Raw genomic sequence first — 18592 nt, 5'->3', positions numbered from 1 at the left:
CTCCAGCCCGGTGCTCGCTTCGATGCCCTTGAGGCTGGCTTCGGAGTCGATCAGAAACTGCCCCGAGGCCACCACCTTCTGGCCGGCTTGCAGGCCTTGCACAATGGCGACCTGGCCGTCGCTCTCCTGGCCCAGCAGCACCTGTACCGGGCGGAAGCGGCCCTGGTCTTCGGCGAGCATCACCAGGTCGCGCTTGCCGGTGCGGATCACCGCTTCGGCCGGCAGCAGCAGGCTGTCATCGGCCTGCTGGCCTGGGCGCAGCAGCACCTGCGCGGTCATGCCCGGGCGCAGGCGGCCAGTGGGGTTGGGCAAGGCGATGCGCAGGCGCAAGGTGCGGCTTTGCCGGTCGGCATCTGCGAGCAGGGCGGTCAGCGTGCCCTTGAGGGTTTCGCCGGGGTAGGCCGGCAGGTGCGCCTCGAGGGCTTGCCCCTCCTTGAGGCCGCTGGCCTGCGCCTCGGGCACCGCCGCTTCGAGCCACACCGTGGCCAGGCCATTGATGCGCGCCAGGGTCGCGCCAGCGCTCAGGGCCATGCCGGGGCGCAGGTCCAGCGCCTGGATCACGCCGGCGCTCGGCGCCACCAGCGTTACCGCGTTGTGCACCTTGCCGCTGCGCGCGACCCGGTCGACCAGCTCGCTCGGCATGCCCGCCAGCAGCAGGCGCTGGCGGGCGGCGGCCAAGAGCGCGGCATCGCCCAGCTGGCGCAGCGCGAGAAACTCTTCCTGCAGGCCGGCCCATTCCGGGGCCAGCACGTCCGCCAGCGGCGCCCCCTTGGCCACCACGTCGCCCGTGGCCCGGCCATAGGTGCGCTCGACAAAGCCTGCGGTACGCGCTTGCAGCACGCTGAAATCCCGTTCATCGAAGGCCAGCACGCCGCTCACTTGCAACGCGCGTTGCAGCTTGCCACGGGTCACGGTGGCCAGGCGCACCCCGAGGTTCTGTTGGATGCCTTGGCTGATCTGCACCGCAGGTTGCTCGCTGTCGTTACCTGCTTCGGCATATTTGGCCACCAGCTGCATGTCCATGAATGGCGACTTGCCCGGCGCCGGGAAGTGCTGCTGCGGGTACATCGGGTCGTACCAGTACAGGGGCTGTTGCTCCGCTGCCGCGGGTGCCGGCTCTGGCTGGGCCGAGTGCCCCAGCCAGTAGCCCGTGCCGGCGCCAATGGCCAGGGCGAGGGTGGCGATCAGGCCGATGGATGGGGTGTTCATGTGCGTACCTCTCCATACACGAAGTGCAAGCGGGCTGCGGTCGCCGCCAGTTGCCCTTGCAGGTCGATGTCTTGTAACTGCGTCTCGACGCGCTGACGCCTTGCCGAGATCACCTGGTCGAGCGGCGACTTGCCCGCCCGGTAGTCGGCCAAGCTCAGGCGCACCCGTTGTTCGGCCAGGGGCAGCAGGGTTTCGCGGCTGCGCGCCACTGCCCGCTGCAGGCGCTGGTAGTCCGCCAGGTCCGCTTCGAGCTGCGCGGTGTGCTCACGCAGGGCGGCTTGCTGCTCGTCTTCCAGTTGCCGTACCTGGGCCTGGCGGGCGGCGATCATCGGGTCTTGCCGCGAGCCGCTGAACAGCGGCAGCTGGAAGCTGACCTGAACGCTGACCATGTTGCTGAACGCGGGGCCGCGGCGTTGGTAGTCGACCTGCCAGCCCCAGTCCGACTTTTTCTCGGCAATGGCCTGCTGCACCTGGGCTTGCGCCTCACGGGTCATGGCCCCGTAGGCCGCCAGCTGCGGGTGAGCGTGGAGGGTGTGCAGGTAATCGGCGGCGCGCACCGGCCATTGGGGAAACGCCGGCGCCTGGGCGTCGGCGTTCTGCCCGATCCAGCGCTTGAGCGCGGCGCGGGCCTGGGTGGCCTGGGCCAGCAGCTGGTCCTGCTGTTCCTCCAGTTGCGCGGCCTCCTGGCCGGGGACCAGTGCATCGGCAGACGAGCCACCGCCTGCGGCCAGGCGCGCGCGTACAGCGGCTGCCAGCAGGCGGTTCTCGCTGAACAGCGCGTCGAACTGCTGCAGTTTGCGTTGCAGGGTGTACGCCGTGATCCACGCTTGCGCGGTGGCCGCACGCACTTTCAGGCGCTCGAACAGCACTTCGGCATCCGCCCGTTCGACAGTGGCCTGCGCGGTTTCGACGCGGGCTTTGCGTTTGTCGCCGTTGGGCACTTCCTGCGCCAGGCCGACCACCTGCATGGTCATGAAGTCGCGGTTGGTGCTCCAGCGATCGCTGCCATCCACCGGCAGGTTCTGCAGGCCAAGGTTCAGCCGCGGGTCGGGCAGTTCGCCGGCGGGCAGCACGGCGTGGCGCGCTGCGGCCACCTGCTCCTGGCGGGCCTGCAGCGAAGGGGCGTTGCGCTCGGCCAGTTGCAGCGCAGCGTCCAGGGACAATGAAGCCGCCTGCGCTGAGAGTGTCGGCAGCAGGAGGATCAGGGCGGCCACCAGCGTGCGCCCTGAAGGGAGATGAAGGGGAGTCATGAACATGAGTCCTTGAAAAAACCAGCGCACAGGCGCATGCCATCGCTCAGCCGCCAAGGCAGAACGATGCTGTGAGGTTCAGGCAAGGAATCAGAAGCGCGGTGGGCGCCAGCGGTCGGGAGGGGCGCGGGATACCAGGCTCACGGCGTAGGTATCGCCGGGGCGCGGGGTGGCGAACGACAAGGCAGGGTCGAGCAGGCTGACTTCAAGTGCGCTGGCGGTGCTGCATTCCTGGCCGACCTTGCAGGCTTTGGAGGCGTGGTCGGCGGGCTTGCCGGGGGCCTGGTCCTGGCAGCAGTCGTGCTCCATGCCGGCCATCATGGCCATGCCCATGGCCTGCATGGGGCAGGGCGCCACGGCCGAGTCGACGCCCGCCATCCCGTTGAGGGGAAGCGAGAACATGAGCATCAGCAGGGTGAGCAGTCGCAGGGCGCGGGTCATGCGGGCGAGTCTAGGCGATTTCGGTTAGCGCGGCATTAACCAAATCGCCCCGTGTGCGCTTTACAGGTCCAGCGTGCCGTCCTCGCGCGGGGCGGCGTTGGTGAGCAGCCTGCTGGCGCTGGCCGGGTGGTTGGCCAGGCGGTCGCTGAGGTCCCAGATTTCCAGCATCTTGGCGTATTCGAAGGCGTGCAGCGGGTCGGCCTGCAGCCAGCGTTCGAAGGCCGCATGGTCGTCGGCGCAGCAAGCTTCATCGTGCAGGCGCAGGCACCAGCTGGCGGCTTCGCTGATGACGGTGTCGCTTGCCTGCGCAGGAGGGGGCGGTTTCATGTTCGGCTTCCTCTGTGACCGGGCCGCCACAGTAAGCAAGCAATTGCCAAAAAAACGTTAAAAAAACATCAGCAAATGGCATTGGTGAGGGCAGGCACCGGCTTGGCCGGTGTTCGCGGGGCAAGCCCGCTCCCACAGGGGTTTTATCCGGCACAATACGCCGGTTCATCATTCAGCTTGCAGGGATTGCCCATGCTTTACGTCGTCATGCTCGGAGGGCGTCATCCGGGCGCCAAGATCGAAGTCCACGATGTGGTCTTCGCCCACGCCGATTCGCTCGAAGCGGCCTACCCGCAATTGCGCAGCGCCTGGTTCGGGGCGGCCAAAGGGCTGCACGTCGATTCCTGGCTTGCGGTGGATGGGGTGGATGGTTATCGCGTCGAGCTGCGCCAGGAGCGGCCAGCAGCGGGCGCGCCGCGGTTGTACTTCATCAACCTTGGCGGCTACGAGCAGCAGGTGTTCGGCGAGGCCCACCGCTACCTGCTGGTGGTGGCTGGCAACAAGGCCGAGGCCAAGGCGCTGGGCAAGAAACGCATGCAGGCCGATTGGCTGAAACCGCATACCGATGCCCTGATCGATGTCGATGATTGCCTGGCCATCGACCAGGTGGCGGGGGCGTTCGTGCACCTGGTGCAAGGGCAGCATGCCGAGACGGTGGTGAGGAGTGATTACATCCTGCTTTGAGGGGGGACCGTGCGGGCCTCATCGCCGGCAAGCCGGCTCCCACAGTGGGGCAGCGGTGTCCTTTGTGGGAGCCGGCTTGCCGGCGATGAAGCCGGTCATGGCTCAGCAGCGCGTCCCTGCGCAGGGTCAAGCGATCAGAAGCTGTACTTGGCGGTGAGCATCAGGTTGCGCGGCGTGCCCCAGGTGTCGCCGGCGTAGTTCACGGAGCTGGCGATGGCGGAGTAGTACTTGCGGTCGAACACGTTGTTGGCGTTGAGCTGCAGGTCCAGGTGCGGGTTGACCTGGTAGCCGGCCATCAGGTTGGTGATGGCATAGGCGCCTTGCACCAGGCGGTACTGGCTGCCATCGGCGACGGTGAAGTCGTTGTAGAGGCGGCTCTGCCAGGTGATGTTGCCGCCGATGCGGGCCTTTTCCAGCGGGCCTTGCAGGCGGTAGTTGGTCGACAGCTTGAACAGGTGCTCCGGCGTGTCGGTGTCGAAGCGCTGGTTTTCCTTGGCCGGGTTGGCAGCGTCCTTGAGCGTGTGCACGCGGGCGTAGGTGTAGCCGGCGCCGACTTGCCAGTTCGGGGTCAGGGCACCCTGCAGTTCCATGTCGACGCCTTGGCTGCGCACTTCGCCGGAGGCCACGTAGCAGTTGGTCGGGTCGCTGCAGCCGTTCAGGTCGGTCTGCGCGACGGCGCGGTTTTGCTGGTCGATGCGGAACAGGGCGATGCTGGCATTCAGCGCGCCGTCGAAGTACTCGCCCTTGACGCCAATTTCGTAGTTCTTGCCCTCGATCGGCTTGACCGGGCTGCCCGAGGCATCCTTGTAGCTCTGCGGGTTGAAGATGTCGCTGTAGCTGACGTAGACCGAGTGGTGCGGGTCGAGGTCGTAGATCAGCCCGGCGTAGCGGGTGACGTTGCGGGTGACCTTGTAGTCGGCGCTGGCGCTTTCCTTGTTGTCGTAGTCGTACCAGTCCAGGCGGCCGCCGAGGATCAGCTTGAGCGGGTCGGCCAGGCTCAGGCGGGTGGTCAGGTACACGCCTTCCTGGGTGGTGACTTCGCGGGTGTTGCCGGTGTGCCTGAAGTCAGGCTTGGCGCCGTTGAGCGGCCAGTTGGTGTCGTAGGGGCTGTAGTTGCGCGTGTCCATGTCGTAGATGCGCTTGCTGGCCCCGACCACCAGCTCGTGGGTGCGGCCAAAGGCCTGGAACGGGCCGCTGAGGAAGCCGTCCACCCCGGCCTGGTTTTCCTGGTGTCTGGACTGGTACACGGTGCGCGACAGCGGCGCTTGCAGGCCAGCCCAGCGCGACTGGTAGGAACCGGTGAACGCGGCATCCTGCTGCGAGTAGTTGGCGTTGACCTGCAGCGCCCAGTCGTTGGCCAGGCGCTGGCGCACCTCGGCGAACACGGTGTTGATCTCCTGGTCCTTGTTCTCCCAGTCGGTACCGGGGTTGTAGGAGCGCGAGAAGCCCATGTGGTGGCCGTCCAGCGCGGTGGGCATGGCGCCCCAGAAGTAGTTGGTGTTGTCCTTCTGGTGGGAGAAACCCAGGGTCAGGGTGGTGTCTTCACTGAGGTCGGCCTCGGTGACGGCATAGAACAGGCCATGGTCTTCTTCGACGTCGTCGATGAAGCTGTTGGCGTCGCGGTACGACGCCACCACGCGGCCGCGCACCGTGCCGCTGTCGTTCAGCGGGCTGGAGGCATCGAGTTCGCCGCGGTAGTTGTCCCAGCTGCCGGCGGCGCCGGTGAGGGTGACCTTCTGCTCGGCCAGCGGGCGCTTGCGCACCAGGTTGATCGCCGCCGACGGGTTGCCGGCCCCGGTGACCAGGCCGGTAGCGCCGCGCACGATCTCGACCCGGTCGAACATCGCCAGATTCGGCTGGGCGCCCACCGTCCAGCCCTGGTAGCCGCTGGGGATGCCGTCATACATCAGGTTGTCGATGTCGAACCCGCGGGCCGAGTAGGTTTGCCGGCCGGGGCCGTTGGAGTAGTCGAGGAACAGGCCGGGGGTGGCGTCGACCATATCGTTGATGCTGGTCATGGCCTGGTCGTCCATGCGCTGGCGGGTGATGACGGTGACGGCCTGTGGCGTTTCTCGCAGGCTCAGCGGCAGTTTGGTGGCGGTGGCCATGGCGCCGGTGGTGTACGAGGCCGAGCCTTCGGTGGTGCTGCCCAGCTGGTTGGAGCTGATCTCGGTTGCGCCCAGTTCCAGCGTGGCAGGCGGTGGGTCTTGAGCCACAGCGGGGCTGGCGATGGCCATGCACACGGCGATGGCGAGCAGATTGCGAGCGGGGAGGGCGCGCGTGGGCGCAAAAGAGGACTGCATGGGCGACTACTTCCTGATTGCTAATGCGTGTGAGAATGATTAGCAATAAGTGTGTCAGGATTTGTCGCACCTGATAAGTCTGGTATGCCAGAAAAATCACAAATTTTTCACATTTGCGGGTTCTGCCTATTCGCCGGGCGAGATCTTTTTTCCGCGCTGGCCGGCGATTTCCAGCGCCTGGCCATCGCGCTGCTTGCCTTGCCGGGCCAGGCCTTCGAGCTGGGGAATCAGCATGCCCTCCGGCAGATGCCGCCAGAAGCGCCCGGGCATGTGCAGCCGCAAGGCATCGGGGTTTAGCCGTGCCGGGTTGAAGGTGTGGCGGTAATAGGTACGCCACAGCTCCGCACCAGGATCATCGGCATTACGCGCCCATTGCCGCCAATCGTCAGGGCATTGGCGCTGATATTCGAACGCTTGGCCATCGAAGCGAATGCCGTCCTGGGGCGTTGCGATCAACCAGCGCTGGCGCCCCAGGCGGTCGGCGAAGTGGGGGCTGGCGCTGTGCAGGATGTCGTGGGCGGGTTCGTGATAGGCCACCAGGTCAAGCTGCAGCTGTTCGGCCAGCTGCGCAGGCAAGGGCACGAAGCGCACGAAGGCATGCAGGTGGTGGGCTTCGCGGCTCACCTGCTTGATGCGCCGGTGCAGCTCGCTGCCCAGGCGGTCGCCGGCGAGCATGGCGGTGCGGTCGCCGTGGGCCACCCGCCAGAGCACTTCGTAGAGCAGGTTCCAGCGTTGCTCGCCGCGATAGCGGGCGGCTTGCTCCAGCAGCGGCAAGAGGGCTGCAGGCACCGTTGCGCGGAAGGGGCCGGGGCCCTCGGGGGGCGCCGCCGGTATGGCCAGCAGGTCTGCCATCGGGCCTTGCGACCAGGTCACCGCGGCCGGGTCGATGCCGTGCCCAAGCAGCTTGCGCGCCTGCTCGCGCCAGGTGTCGAAGCGTTCGTCGCAGTCGAGCGCGATCATCCCCACAGCCCCATCTGCACCGGCGCCTGCGGCTCGCGCAGGCGGGCGCGCAACAGCCCGCTGCGCAAGTCGGCGTCGGCTGGGCGGTAGTCGCTGGTGACGATGAACGGCCTGGCCTTGTCCAGCACGCAGCGCAGCTGGATCAGGTCGTCGTAGCGCACGCGCCGTTCACGGCGCAGTTCCACCAGGCGCTGCACGCTGCGCAGGCCGATGCCTGGGATGCGCGCCAGCAATGCCGGCTCGGCGCGGTTCACGTCCAGCGGAAACACCTCGCGGTTGGCCAGGGCCCAGGCCAGCTTGGGGTCGATGTCCAGCGCCAGGTTGCTGCCTTGGCCGAGCAGCTCGCCGGCCTTGTAGCCGTAACCGCGCAGGAGGAAGTCGGCCTGGTACAGGCGGTGTTCGCGCAGCAGCGGCGGGGCGGCCAGGGGCACGCTGCCGGGGCTGTCGGGGATCGGGCTGAAGGCTGAGTAGTACACGCGCTTGAGGCCGTAGCCCTGGTACAGCGATTCGGCGTTGCGCAGCAGGGTGCTGTCGTCGGTGGCATCGGCGCCGACGATCACCTGGGTGCTTTGCCCGGCCGGGGTGAAGCGCGGCGCTTTCGGCTCGTTGGCCACGGCCTGCTGGCCCTGGTGGATCACGCCCATGGCCTGGCGGATGGTGTGCGCGTGCTTTTCCGGGGCCAGGCGCTTGAGGCTGGCGTCAGTGGGCAGTTCGATGTTGACGCTGAGGCGGTCGGCCAGGCGCCCGGCCTCTTCGATCAGCAGCGGGTCGGCATCGGGGATGGTCTTGAGGTGGATGTAGCCGCGAAAGTTGTGCTCCTCGCGCAGCAGGCGGGCGACGCGGATCAGCTGCTCCATGGTGTAGTCGGCCGAGCGGATGATGCCCGAGCTGAGGAACAGGCCGCTGATGCAGTTGCGCCGGTAGAAGTCCAGGGTCAGGCGTACCACCTCCTCGGGGGTGAAGCGCGCCCGCGGCACGTTGCTGGAGCGGCGGTTGACGCAGTACTGGCAGTCGTACAGGCAGAAGTTGGTGAGCAGCACCTTGAGCAGCGACACGCAGCGCCCGTCCGGGGTGTAGCTGTGGCAGATGCCCATGCCATCGGTGGCGCCCAGGCTGTCGCTGCCGCGCGAGCTGCGCTTGGGGGCGCCGCTGCTGGCGCAGGAGGCGTCGTACTTGGCGGCGTCGGCAAGGATGCCGAGCTTGGCGATGAGTTGCATGGGGCGGTCTCGTTATACTGATTATTCATACAGTATTTGCCGAGGCGGCCGATTGCAAGAGGGGCGCGGATGGGCGGCGCCCCGGGGGCTACAGGGGTTTGCGCATGAACACCCGGGCAAAGCCGTGCTCGTGTGCCCGGTGGGTCTCCTGATAGCCGAGTTTCTGGTAGATCGCGATGTTCTCGGTCATGCGTTCATGGGTGTAGAGGCGGATGGCCTGGCAGCCGGCCTGCCTGGAATAGTCCTCGCAAAACTGCATCAGCGCCTTGCCCAGGCCTTGGCCTTTGCACGCGGGCAGCACCGCGACATTGGCCAGCAGCATGTCGCTGCCTTCGCGCTGCATCACCAGCACGCCTGCCACCTGGCCGGCCTCGAGCGCGACGTACACCTCGTGGTCTTCGACCACTTGCTGGTAGTCATCGAGCATCGGCCCTGGCGGTTTGCCGATCCTGGCGATGTAGGGCGAATAGGCGCCATCGACCAACGCGCGGATGGCTTCGACGTCGTCGCGCGTGGCGCGGCGCAGGGCAGGGGCTGGGTTCAACTGGGCGACCTCCGTGAAAGGCCCCGAGCATAAACCCTGGGCGCGGGGCGAGGATAGGTATGAGCGTGCCACGCTTCACTCCGCGCATTTCATATCCAAGCGCTTGCAGCCCCGTGATAAAACGGCCCTCGAACGCCCAATTACAATGCTGCGCAAACCGGCCCCGGGCCGCTTGCACGCCAAGGAACACCGATGTCTTCGAACCGCCTGTTTGGCACCTTCTGCCTGGGCAGCTACTTGCTGTCACTGTCCTACGGCACCACCTTTCTGCTGGCCATGACCTTGCGCGCCCATGGCGCCAGCGAGGCCGATGCCGGCTCGGTGATTTCCACGGCCATGCTCAGCACCTTCCTGGCCGTGGTGTTTTCCGGGCACCTGAGCGACCACCTTGGCGCCGCCAGGTCGGTGGCGGTTGGCGCGGTATTTCTCGCGGCGGCGTGCCTTGGGTTTGCCACCTGGCCGGGCAATGGCGGGGCGATGATGCTGTTCGGCTTGCTGCTGGGGTTTGGCTGGGGGGTGTTCTATACCCTCGGGCCGATCATCGTGGCCATGCTGATCGAGCCGCAGCGGCGGGTGAAGTACTTTGCCCTGCTTTCGGGCTGCATGATGACCGGCATCGGCACCGGGCCTTTGCTCGGGCGGGTGGCGCAGGCGCTGGGCTATCCGGTCGAGGCGGCCTTCGTGGTCGCGGCCGCGGCCAGTGTGCTGGGGGGCGTGATGTTCTGGCTGATGGCGCCGCGCCTGCAACCGCATCAGGGTGCGGTGGCCGTGAGCCGGATCAGCCCGGCGGCGGCGCGCTCGGTGCTGTCGTCCAAGGCGGCCTTCGCGATCCTGATGGTCGGCTTGGGCGGCGCGATCTTTGGCGGCTTGTCGAGCTTCCAGACTTCCTATGCCGCGCTCTTGCAGCTGGACTACTCGCTGTTCTTCATCGGTTTCATGTCGGCGGTCATCACCTGCCGGCTGCTGGTCGCGGGCTTTATCGTCAAGCGCGACCCCTACCTGATGGCGTGCCTGCTCACGGCGCTGATCGTGCTGTCGGTGCTGATGTTCATGTTCTGGGTGGCGAGCCCTGGCGGGTACCTGCTGGCGGCGATCGTGCTGGGGGTCGGCTATGGCCTGACCTACTCGGTGATCAACGGGCTGGCGGCCAACGAGGCGCCGGCGGGGCAGACTGCCCAGGCGCTGGTGCTGTTCAGCCTGGCCTACTTCATCGGTGTGTTCGGCTTTCCGCTGCTGGCGGGCAAGGTCATCGTCGAGGCCGGGATGGCTGCGCTGCTGCAATGGGTGCTGGCGATAGCCTTGCTGAACTGGTCGATTACCGTGGCGCGCCTGGCTTGGCGGCGCAGGCGCGCGGTGGCGGTGGCCTGAGGCATTTGCTTAGGCGGGGGGCATTTTGGGAGCTGGCTTGCCAGCGATCACCGGCAGAGCCGGTGCCATGCGCCGCGGCGTCTGCATCCACAAAGTCAGCGGCGTGATCGCGGGGGCTGCGTTATGATCCGCGCCCCGCACCGGAGCAGCCCATGGCCAAAGACATCGACAACCCCTGCGTTTCCCTCTGCCAGCTCAACAGCGAGCTGTGCGTGAGCTGTGGCCGCACGCGCGAGGAAATCCGCAAATGGCGTGGCATGAAGCGCCCGGAGAAGATGGCCACCGTGCAGCGCGCGGCCACGCGCATGAAGGCCATCGCCAAGAAGAACGCCAAGCAGCGCTGAACGGCGCAGTCAGCGCGCCACCATCCCACGCAACAGCAACTCGATCATCTGCCGCACCTGCAGGGCATGCCCGGCAAAGTCCGGCTCATCCTGGCTGGCCAGGCGCAGGAACTGCAGGTGGCCGTAGTCGTTGATCAGAAACGCCACGTAGTCCACATCCAGGTCTGCACGCAACAGCCCGCGCTGCTTGAAGTCGCTCAGCACCCGGGCAATCTCCTGCACCAGCACGGCATTGACCTTGCGATACGCCGCCGGCAGGCCTTCGCCTGACTGGCCGATGATCTGCGGCAGCAGCTCGCGCCACAGCGCCGCCGGCAACATGCCAAAGGCATGTTCCACCACTTGCCGCTCCAACTGGCACAAAGCCTCGGCGGGGTCGTCCAGGCGGCCGATGCGCTGGCGGGTGGCGACCATCGCGCGGGCGTCGGACTCGCGCAGCGTCTCCAGCACGATGGCCTGCTTGCTGGTGAAGTAGGCGAACACGGTGGGCGCCGACACCCCGGCAGCCTTGGCGATCTGCTCGACGGTGGTGGCCTGGTAGCCCTGGCGGGCGAACAGCGCCACCGCCGCTTCCCCGATGGCCTGGCGCCGCGCCGCTTTCTGTTGTTCCCGCAATCCACTCATGGTCTGCCTGTGCCCTGTGCGTGTTCTGCGCAGAGCATACCCGTTTTCTTGTGTCGCAATAAAATTTTATTGACTAAAACATCTTATCGAATAAAGATTTGCCTCGACCGGCGCAGACCGGCCCCTTGCTGCATTTTTCGAACTGCCCTGTACACAAAAAAAATTCTTACAGGAGCGTCACCATGCGTCACTTCCTCGGCACCTTGGTGCTCGGCAGCCTGCTGGCACCGTGCGCCCTGGCCGACTACCGCTTCACCCTCGGCCAGGCCCAGGGCCAGGCAAGCGTTGCCGCAGGGGCGGCGAGCATTGCCACCCATGGCATCAATTTTGGTGCCGGCCACAGCGACCAACGCAGCGGCCAGCCACGGGGCCAGGAGGCAACCTGGCAGGAGCTCTACCTCAAGCCCGGCGTTGCCCTGCAGTACGCCCGGAATGAGCAGCGCGTGCTGGAGACCGGCCTGTCCCTGGTGGCCACGCACACCTTTGGCGACGGCGATGCCGCAGGCTACACCCGCAGCGATGACGGCCAGGTGGCGGTCGAGCAGGCGTTCGTTGGCGTTCGCCAGGGCGACTGGGGGCTGCGCCTGGGCAACCAGGACTATCAGGTCGGCAGCGGTTTCATCGTGATGGACGGCAACCTCGACCTGTTCGGCGAGGGCGATTACTGGCTCGGCCCGCGCAGCGCCTTTCACGACGGCGCGCTGCTGAGCTACCAGCACGACAGTTTCAGCGCCCAGGCTTTCAGCCTGGCGGCCAGCGACCGCTTGCAGGGCGACTACCGCCTGCAAGGCGCCAACCTCGACTGGCGCATGGCCGACAGCGCAACCCTCGGCGCGCTGGCCATGGCCGTGCAATCCACCGGCCACGGCCGCAGCTTCGACGCCCCTCGCGAGGGCATGCGGGTCTACAACCTGCGCGCACTGGACGTTCACCTGCCAGGCCTGGCCGACCTCACCCTGGACGCCGAATACGCCCTGCAACGTGGCCATGGCGACGCCGTGCAGTACCACGCCAGTGCGGGCTACGCCCAGGCCAACTACCGCTTCAGCGCGCTGCCGCTGGCCCCGCAGCTGGGCTGGCGGCATGCCCGCTTCTCGGGCGACAGCGACCCCGGCGACAACCAACAGCAAGGCTGGGACCCACTGGCCAAGGGCTTCAGCGGCTGGAGCACGTGGCTGGTGGGCGACATCGTCGGCAACTACCTGCTGTTCAACTCCAACGAGCGCGTCGACCAGTACAGCGCCCGCCTGAGCCTGACCCCGACCCTGGCGCTGGGCGCGATCCACTACCGCTTCTCCCTCGACCAACCCAACTACCAGGGCATCGCCGTCGACCAGCGGCGCTTCGCCGACGAAAACACCCTGTACCTGGACTGGGCGCCCACCGAGCGCCTGTACGCCTCGGTGTCCTGCAACTGGGTCAAGCCCATGGCCGCGGCGCGCCAGGTGTTCGGCAACGACACCTTCCGCGCCCTGGAAATGTACCTGACCTACCGCTACTGACCGCTAACGAGAACGACCATGACCTTGCCTGCCGATTACCTGATCCACAACGCCCGCATCTACACCGTCGATGCCCACAAACCCTGGGCCCAGGCCCTGGCGGTGCGTGGCGAGCGCATCGTCCACGTGGGCGACAACGCCTCGGTGCAGGCCTTCGCCGGCCCGCACACCCAGCGCATCGATGCCGGTGGCAAGCTGGTGCTGCCGGGGTTCGTCGAGTCCCACTGGCATTTCAGCACCACCGCCTTCGCCTTCCAGGCCTTCATCAACCATGAAGACCCCGAGCAGATGCTGGCGCTGCTCAAGCGCTACGTCGACGAGCACCCCGACGAAAAAGCCATCACCGGCATGGGCTGGATCCAGGCCCTGGTGCCGCCGCACTTGCTGCGCCGGGAAACCCTCGACGCCATCTGCCCAGACAAGCCGGTGTGCCTGATGGCCACCGACTACCACACCATGTGGGTCAACTCCAAAGCCCTGGAAATCGCCGGCATCGACCGCGACACGCCGCCGGTGGAAGAGGGCGCCAGCTGGTTCGAGAAAGACCCGGTCACAGGCGAGCCCACCGGCGTGGTGGTCGATGGCGCCGCCTACTTCCTGCTGATGAAGCGCATCAGCGACGCCGGCTACCTGCCCACCGGCATCGACCTGTACCTGCGCTCGATTGCCGTGTGGCAGGAGAAGCTGGTGGCAGCGGGCATCACCACGGTATTCGACGCAGGCTTCCTCGACCCCAGCGGCGACCAGGACCTGCTCTACGAAACCCTGCAGCAGCTCGAACGCGAAGACCGCCTGAAGCTGAGGGTGGTCGGCAGCTACATCTCGCTGGGCGAAGAGGACGACCCGGTGGCCATCCTGCGCAGCATGCGCGAACGCTACCAGTCGCCGCTGGTGCGCGCCCAGGCGCTGAAGATGATGCTCGACGGCACCGAGATGAACCACACCGCTTACTTGCTCGAACCCTACTGCGACAAGCCCGACAGCTGCGGCGCCACGGTGATGCCGGCAGAGGTGTTCGAGCGCAACGTGCGCGAGGCCGACCGCCATGGCATCGACGTGATGATCCATGCCGTGGGCGATGCTGCCGTGCGCCTGGCGCTGGACGTGATCGAGCGCACCAATGAAGCCAACCCGCCGCGCGACCGCCGCCACGTGATCACCCACGCCTTCCTCACCCACCCCGACGACATCCCGCGGTTCCGACAGGTCGGTGCGCTGGCCAACACCCAGCTGCAGTGGGGCGTGGTCGATGCCTACTCCGAAGCCATCCGCCGCTCCTATGGCGATGCGCGCTGGCGCTCGATGTACAAGTTCCGCAGCTTCGTCGACCAGGGCGTGACCGTGTCCATCGGCATGGACGGCCTGGCCTGCCAGTGCCGTTGCCAGCACCGCCCGGTGGAGCACATCGAGTCCGGCCACACCCGCCAGCTGGCCGGCGAGCCCGACGCGCCGGTGATGCCGGACATTAATGAAAAGCTCAGCATCCCGCAACTGATCGCCGCCTACACCCTGCACGGTGCCTATCAGCTGCGCCTGGAGCACGAGATTGGCTCGCTGACCGAAGGCAAGCGCGCAGATGTGATCATCCTCGAGCGTGACCTGTTCGAGCTGAACAAGCACGACATCGGCAAGACCGAAGTGGCGCTGACCATGATGAACGGCCGCATCGTCCACAACGCCCTCTGACCCCGCCGCGGCCCCCTGCGGGCCGCGTTGCCTGGAACACGCCCCCATGAAAGCACGCACAGGTCTTGTGACCCGCACTCTGTTCATCTATATCGCCATCGCCTCGACCATGATCGTCGGCGTCGGCCCGGTGTTTCTCGGCATGCTCGCGCGCAAGTTCGACCTGCCGCTGGAGCAGCAGGGCTGGGTGCTGTCGATGGAAATGGCCGGCGTCATCGTCGGCACGCTGTTCAGCCCGGCGGCCGAACGCCGCGTCGGCACCCGCCTGTTGACCCTGGGCGGTGCCTTGCTGGGCCTGGCCGCCAACCTGAGCTGCGTGCAGGCGGAGGGCTTCGCCGGCCTGCTGGCCTGCCGGCTGGTGGCAGGTGTCGGTGGTGGCTTGTTGTACAGCAGCGCGCTGACCGCCCTGGGCCGGCTGCCGCAGCAGGCACGCTCCTATGGCGCGATGCTGTTTCTGCAGACCTTGCTGTTTGCGGCGTTCGCCTCGGTGTTGCCGGTGATTGCCGAGCGCTATGGCCTGAGCATGGCGATTACCGCGCTGGCGGCGTGGTTTGCGGTGATCGTGCTGATCTGCCATTGGCTGCCGGATGTGCGTGCGGTGTGCCCGCTCGGCACGGAGCAGGTCATCCAGCACGCGCCGGGCAGCGGCAAGGTGGGGCTGTATGCGCTGGTCGGCATGCTGTGCCTGCAGATGGGCATCTACTCGGTGTGGGGTTTTCTGGAAAACCTGGCGGTCGAGGGCGGCGTTGCCCCGGTGGATGTCGGCTGGGCCTTGGGTTTGGGCTTGCTCGGCGGCCTGCCGGGCTCGGCGTTGCCCAGCCTGTTCGGCCAGCGCCTGTCGAGCAATTTGATGATCGCGCTGGGTTCGCTGGCCGTGCTCTGTTCGCTGGCCATGCTGGCCCGTGGCGTGCACCAGGCCGGGGAGCTGGCGGTGGCGGTGTTCGTGATGAACGTTGGCTGGACGCTGGCGCTCACCTACTACATGGCCACCGTCGCCACCCATGACCCAAGCAAACGCCTGGCCCCGGCCATCGGCTTCGTCCAGGTGTCCGCTGCTGCCGTGGCGCCGGCGCTGGTGGCCGGGCTGCTGCCGTATTCGGGGGAGCAGGTGATCTACCTGCTGGCGGCATTCGCCATCGTCGGCGGCGGGTTGATGCAGTGCCTGCTGTTGCGCGCGCAGCGGGGGCTGGTTCAGGTGTGAGGGGCTTCTGGTATCGTTGCCGGCACGCCTGATTACCCCTAGGAGTCCCTTCATGAAAGCAGCCATCGTCCACGCCTTCGACCAACCCCCGCGCTATGGCGATATCGACGCGCCGCACGCGGCAGCGGGCGAGGTGCTGGTGCGGGTGCGCGCCGCCGCGCTCAGCCAGCTGGTGCGTGCCCAGGCCAGCGGCAAGCACTACAGCAGTGGCAAGACCTTGCCGTTGGTGCCGGGGGCCGATGGTGTCGGCCTGCTGGAGGACGGCACCCGCGTGTACTTCGCCTTCCCCCGCGCGCCGATCGGCGCCATGGCCGAGACCGTGGCCGTGGATGCGCGCTGCTGCGTGGCCATACCCGATGGCATCGATGACATCACGGCGGCGGCGATCGCCAACCCGGGCATGTCGTCGTGGTCGGCGCTGCAGGAACGGGCGGGGTTCAAGCCTGGCGAGCGCGTGTTGATCAACGGCGCCGCCGGTGCCTCCGGGCGCCTGGCGATTCAGGTGGCCAAGCACCTGGGCGCATCGCGCGTGGTAGCGACGGCGCGCAACCGCGCGGTGCAAGCTGAGCTGCGCGAACTGGGCGCGGATGCCTTCATCTGCCTGGACCAGCCCGCCGAGCAGCTGACCGCTGCCTTGCGCGATGAAATCCGCGGGCCGGGCGTCGATATCGTGCTGGATTACCTGTGGGGGCAACCGGCCGCGTGCATCCTCGATGCCCTGGGCGGCCACGCCAGCCGCGAGGCCGCGCCACGTGTGCGCTTCGTCAACATCGGCGCGATTGCCGGGGCGACCTTGCCGATGAACCCCAGCGTATTGCGCGGCACGGGCCTGGAGATGCTCGGCAGTGGCCTGGGCAGTGTGTCCAACGAAGGGTTGGTGAAGGTGGTGGGGCAGCTGCTGAAGGCGATCAAACCGGCGGGGATGAAGGTCGAGGCCCTGGCCGTGCCGTTGAGCGAGGTCGAAGCGGCCTGGCAGCGCAGCAGCGCAGAACGCATCGTGTTCGTCGTGTAGCTATTGCGGCATATCAGGCCAGGGCAGGCCGCTCACGCGGCCCAGGTTTCATGCAGATGACGCCATAGCACCTGCTCGCCCTGCAGGCTGAAAAGCGCCGTCGAGATCCGCGTCTTTGCCTCCTGGCCAGGCAGCCGGTGAGTTTCCCGGTAGCGAACCAGGGCACCGTCCGGCCACTGCGCCAAGGCCTGCATTTCGCTGAGCTCGATGCTCAATCCAGGCTGGCTGCCTGCACGCTGGGCGAACAGGGCTGCTACCTGCTGCAGCCCGACCTCCATACCTGAAGGCGAGACCATGGAGAAGTCCGGGTGGAACCGCTCGACCATCGCTTGGACCTGGGCCTCACCTCGGCAGAACAGCGCCTCGATCAGTTCGTGCAGGTCAATGACTTCTTGAAAGTAGGGATTCATGAGGTGGCGTCCTGGTTGGGTGGCCGATTATGCCTGAACACCTCGAGCATGACCGCAAGCGCCGGGTTTCCCGCTGGTCAGGCGGTCATGGCGGATGGCCTTTACGGGGCTATCGTTGCTTGTCTGTGCCACGACGAGCGACCGAGGGCGGTGCCATGAACACCAGTGATCTGCTTGAACAGTTACTGCGCGCCGGGCAAGGCTCGCAGGCGCAACAGCAACGCAGCGGCATGCCCGCGCAGGATGGCCTGGGCGGGCTGGGCGGCTTGCTTGGCGGTTTGCTTGGCGGCGGCAGTAGCAGCGGTGGCGGCGGTGGCCTGGGCGGCCTGCTCGGCGGGCTGCTGGGCGGTGGCAGCGCTGGCGGCAGCCCCCAGGGGCGTTCGGGCGGTACCAATTATGCGGCCCTGGCATCGTTGGGCATGATGGCCTTCCAGGCCTATCAGAGCTGGCAGCGCAGCCAGGCCGCGGCGCCGCAACAGGCGCTGCAGACAGTCGATCAATTGTCCGGCCCCGAGGCTGAAGACCACAGCCATGCAATCTTGCGCGCGCTGATTGCCGCCGCCAAGGCGGACGGGCGCATCGACGAGCAGGAAGAGCAGGTGATCTACGCCGAGATCAAGCGCCACACCAACGATCCGCACCTGCAGCAGTGGCTCGATGACGAAGTCGGCAAGCCACTGGATGCGGCCGAAGTGGCCCAGGCGGCCAAGGACCCGGCCATGGCCGCGGAAATGTACCTGGCCAGCGTGATGCTGGTGAATGACCAGGGCGACGCCGAGCGCGCCTACCTCGACGAGCTGGCCAGCGCGCTGCAGATTGAACCGGCGTTGCAGGTGCACCTGGAGCAGCAGGCCAAGGGCGGAGCGTGACCAGGCGTCACTTCAACGGCTAAGGGGTCTTTACGTGGGGAGGCCGAGCTTCAGGCCATAGCGCGTCAACGCAAGTGGCTCGCCGTCTTCTTCGACCACGCGCTGGCTCGCTTGCTGCGCGATGAAGCCTTGCCTGAGGTAAAAGCGCTTGGCGCGCACGTTGCCATCAAGCACCCAAGCGCTCACCTGCTCGAAGCCGCCAGCGCTCAGCGCCTGTCGTACCTGCGCCCACAATGCTTCACCAATGCCTTGCCCCCAGGCCGCTGGGTCGAGGTATATGGCCATGAGCTCACCCATGTCTGCAGTGGCGCCCTCATCGCGGCTCGGGCCGAAGGAGCACCAGCCCACGGTTTGGCCATCGAGTTCCGCTACCCGTATTGACGGTGTGTTCTGTGCGATGGCCTGGGTCAGGAACGCCACGCGGCGTTCGACAGTGGTGCTCAGGGCGTTTAGGTAATTGGCTGACAGCAGGCCCTGGTAGGCGCTCTGCCAGCTGCGGATGTGCAGGGTGGCGATGGCGGTCGCGTCGTCGGGGACGGGTTTGCGAATCAGCAGCCCTGGCAATGGGGTTGAGTGGGTCATGGGGTTACGGCCTTTTTGCGCCTGTGATGACCGAGGCTGCTGCAAGTAAGGCGCCAGGT

General features: G+C 66.8%; 18 protein-coding genes and 1 pseudogene. 8 read left to right on the top strand and 11 right to left on the bottom strand.

What is annotated here, in order from left to right; all coding sequences use genetic code 11:
• The 4 genes and pseudogenes from ACIPG5_RS20980 to ACIPG5_RS20965 form a co-directional block, all read right to left on the bottom strand.
• Positions 1 to 1209 (bottom strand): annotated as a pseudogene (locus tag ACIPG5_RS20980) (efflux RND transporter periplasmic adaptor subunit); the annotation flags it as partial.
• On the bottom strand, positions 1206 to 2459 hold the full coding sequence (locus ACIPG5_RS20975; RefSeq protein WP_401377844.1) for a TolC family protein: 1254 nt from the start codon (positions 2457 to 2459) through the stop codon (positions 1206 to 1208). The pseudogene ACIPG5_RS20980 and the gene ACIPG5_RS20975, both read right to left, overlap by 4 nt.
• Positions 2460 to 2549: 90 nt before the next feature.
• Positions 2550 to 2900, bottom strand: a complete 351-nt coding sequence (locus ACIPG5_RS20970) for a hypothetical protein (RefSeq protein ID WP_314616824.1) — start codon at positions 2898 to 2900, stop codon at positions 2550 to 2552.
• Positions 2901 to 2960: 60 nt separating this feature from the next.
• On the bottom strand, positions 2961 to 3227 hold the full coding sequence (locus ACIPG5_RS20965) for a DUF4880 domain-containing protein (protein WP_176511490.1): 267 nt from the start codon (positions 3225 to 3227) through the stop codon (positions 2961 to 2963).
• A gap of 192 nt (positions 3228 to 3419) precedes the next feature.
• On the opposite strand from ACIPG5_RS20965, the gene ACIPG5_RS20960 reads away from it, so the two are divergent.
• Positions 3420 to 3911, top strand: a complete 492-nt coding sequence (locus tag ACIPG5_RS20960) for a DUF1543 domain-containing protein (protein ID WP_401377840.1) — start codon at positions 3420 to 3422, stop codon at positions 3909 to 3911.
• 134 nt (positions 3912 to 4045) lie between these two features.
• On the opposite strand, the gene ACIPG5_RS20955 is transcribed toward ACIPG5_RS20960, so the two are convergent.
• The 4 genes from ACIPG5_RS20955 to ACIPG5_RS20940 form a co-directional block, all read right to left on the bottom strand.
• Positions 4046 to 6214 (bottom strand): TonB-dependent siderophore receptor, encoded by a 2169-nt coding sequence (locus ACIPG5_RS20955; protein ID WP_401377837.1) that lies wholly within the window; start codon positions 6212 to 6214, stop codon positions 4046 to 4048.
• Positions 6215 to 6340: 126 nt separating this feature from the next.
• Complete coding sequence (locus ACIPG5_RS20950) at positions 6341 to 7180, bottom strand: TIGR03915 family putative DNA repair protein (RefSeq protein ID WP_401377834.1); 840 nt, start codon at positions 7178 to 7180, stop codon at positions 6341 to 6343.
• On the bottom strand, positions 7171 to 8391 hold the full coding sequence (locus ACIPG5_RS20945; protein ID WP_176511494.1) for a putative DNA modification/repair radical SAM protein: 1221 nt from the start codon (positions 8389 to 8391) through the stop codon (positions 7171 to 7173). The genes ACIPG5_RS20950 and ACIPG5_RS20945 overlap by 10 nt, the downstream gene beginning before the upstream one ends.
• An 88-nt stretch (positions 8392 to 8479) precedes the next feature.
• Positions 8480 to 8935, bottom strand: a complete 456-nt coding sequence (locus ACIPG5_RS20940) for a GNAT family N-acetyltransferase (RefSeq protein WP_401377831.1) — start codon at positions 8933 to 8935, stop codon at positions 8480 to 8482.
• Between the two features lie 192 nt (positions 8936 to 9127).
• On the opposite strand from ACIPG5_RS20940, the gene ACIPG5_RS20935 reads away from it, so the two are divergent.
• Both ACIPG5_RS20935 and ACIPG5_RS20930 read left to right on the top strand, forming a co-directional pair.
• Positions 9128 to 10303 (top strand): MFS transporter, encoded by a 1176-nt coding sequence (locus ACIPG5_RS20935; protein WP_401377828.1) that lies wholly within the window; start codon positions 9128 to 9130, stop codon positions 10301 to 10303.
• A gap of 152 nt (positions 10304 to 10455) precedes the next feature.
• On the top strand, positions 10456 to 10647 hold the full coding sequence (locus ACIPG5_RS20930; RefSeq protein ID WP_176511497.1) for a DUF1289 domain-containing protein: 192 nt from the start codon (positions 10456 to 10458) through the stop codon (positions 10645 to 10647).
• Between the two features lie 9 nt (positions 10648 to 10656).
• Here ACIPG5_RS20930 and ACIPG5_RS20925 read toward each other — a convergent pair whose 3' ends face one another.
• Positions 10657 to 11271: a TetR/AcrR family transcriptional regulator gene (locus ACIPG5_RS20925; protein WP_401377825.1), complete on the bottom strand. Its 615-nt coding sequence runs from the start codon at positions 11269 to 11271 to the stop codon at positions 10657 to 10659.
• A 182-nt stretch (positions 11272 to 11453) separates the two neighbouring features.
• On the opposite strand from ACIPG5_RS20925, the gene ACIPG5_RS20920 reads away from it, so the two are divergent.
• The 4 genes from ACIPG5_RS20920 to ACIPG5_RS20905 are packed head-to-tail and all read left to right on the top strand — an operon-like array spanning position 11454 to position 16672.
• Complete coding sequence (locus ACIPG5_RS20920) at positions 11454 to 12773, top strand: alginate export family protein (protein WP_401377822.1); 1320 nt, start codon at positions 11454 to 11456, stop codon at positions 12771 to 12773.
• An 18-nt stretch (positions 12774 to 12791) separates the two neighbouring features.
• Complete coding sequence (locus ACIPG5_RS20915) at positions 12792 to 14459, top strand: amidohydrolase (protein WP_176511500.1); 1668 nt, start codon at positions 12792 to 12794, stop codon at positions 14457 to 14459.
• Between the two features lie 46 nt (positions 14460 to 14505).
• Positions 14506 to 15660, top strand: a complete 1155-nt coding sequence (locus tag ACIPG5_RS20910) for an MFS transporter (RefSeq protein WP_401377819.1) — start codon at positions 14506 to 14508, stop codon at positions 15658 to 15660.
• A 52-nt stretch (positions 15661 to 15712) separates the two neighbouring features.
• Positions 15713 to 16672, top strand: coding sequence for a zinc-binding alcohol dehydrogenase family protein (locus tag ACIPG5_RS20905; RefSeq protein ID WP_401377816.1), 960 nt, complete (start codon positions 15713 to 15715; stop codon positions 16670 to 16672).
• Between the two features lie 32 nt (positions 16673 to 16704).
• Here the strand turns inward: ACIPG5_RS20905 and ACIPG5_RS20900 are convergent, their stop codons facing one another.
• Complete coding sequence (locus tag ACIPG5_RS20900; protein WP_401377814.1) at positions 16705 to 17082, bottom strand: DUF4440 domain-containing protein; 378 nt, start codon at positions 17080 to 17082, stop codon at positions 16705 to 16707.
• Positions 17083 to 17237: 155 nt separating this feature from the next.
• Here ACIPG5_RS20900 and ACIPG5_RS20895 point away from each other — a divergent pair, with 155 nt between their 5' ends.
• Positions 17238 to 17951, top strand: a complete 714-nt coding sequence (locus ACIPG5_RS20895; protein WP_236237187.1) for a tellurite resistance TerB family protein — start codon at positions 17238 to 17240, stop codon at positions 17949 to 17951.
• A 30-nt stretch (positions 17952 to 17981) separates the two neighbouring features.
• Here ACIPG5_RS20895 and ACIPG5_RS20890 read toward each other — a convergent pair whose 3' ends face one another.
• Complete coding sequence (locus ACIPG5_RS20890; RefSeq protein ID WP_236193725.1) at positions 17982 to 18533, bottom strand: GNAT family N-acetyltransferase; 552 nt, start codon at positions 18531 to 18533, stop codon at positions 17982 to 17984.
• Positions 18534 to 18592: the final 59 nt, after the last annotated feature.

Source organism: Pseudomonas sp. NPDC087029 (assembly GCF_044745345.1).
GTDB classification, from domain to species: Bacteria; Pseudomonadota; Gammaproteobacteria; order Pseudomonadales; family Pseudomonadaceae; genus Aquipseudomonas; species Aquipseudomonas faucium.
Note: the sequence above shows the minus strand (reverse complement) of the source record. Positions and strands in the feature narration are given on the sequence as shown.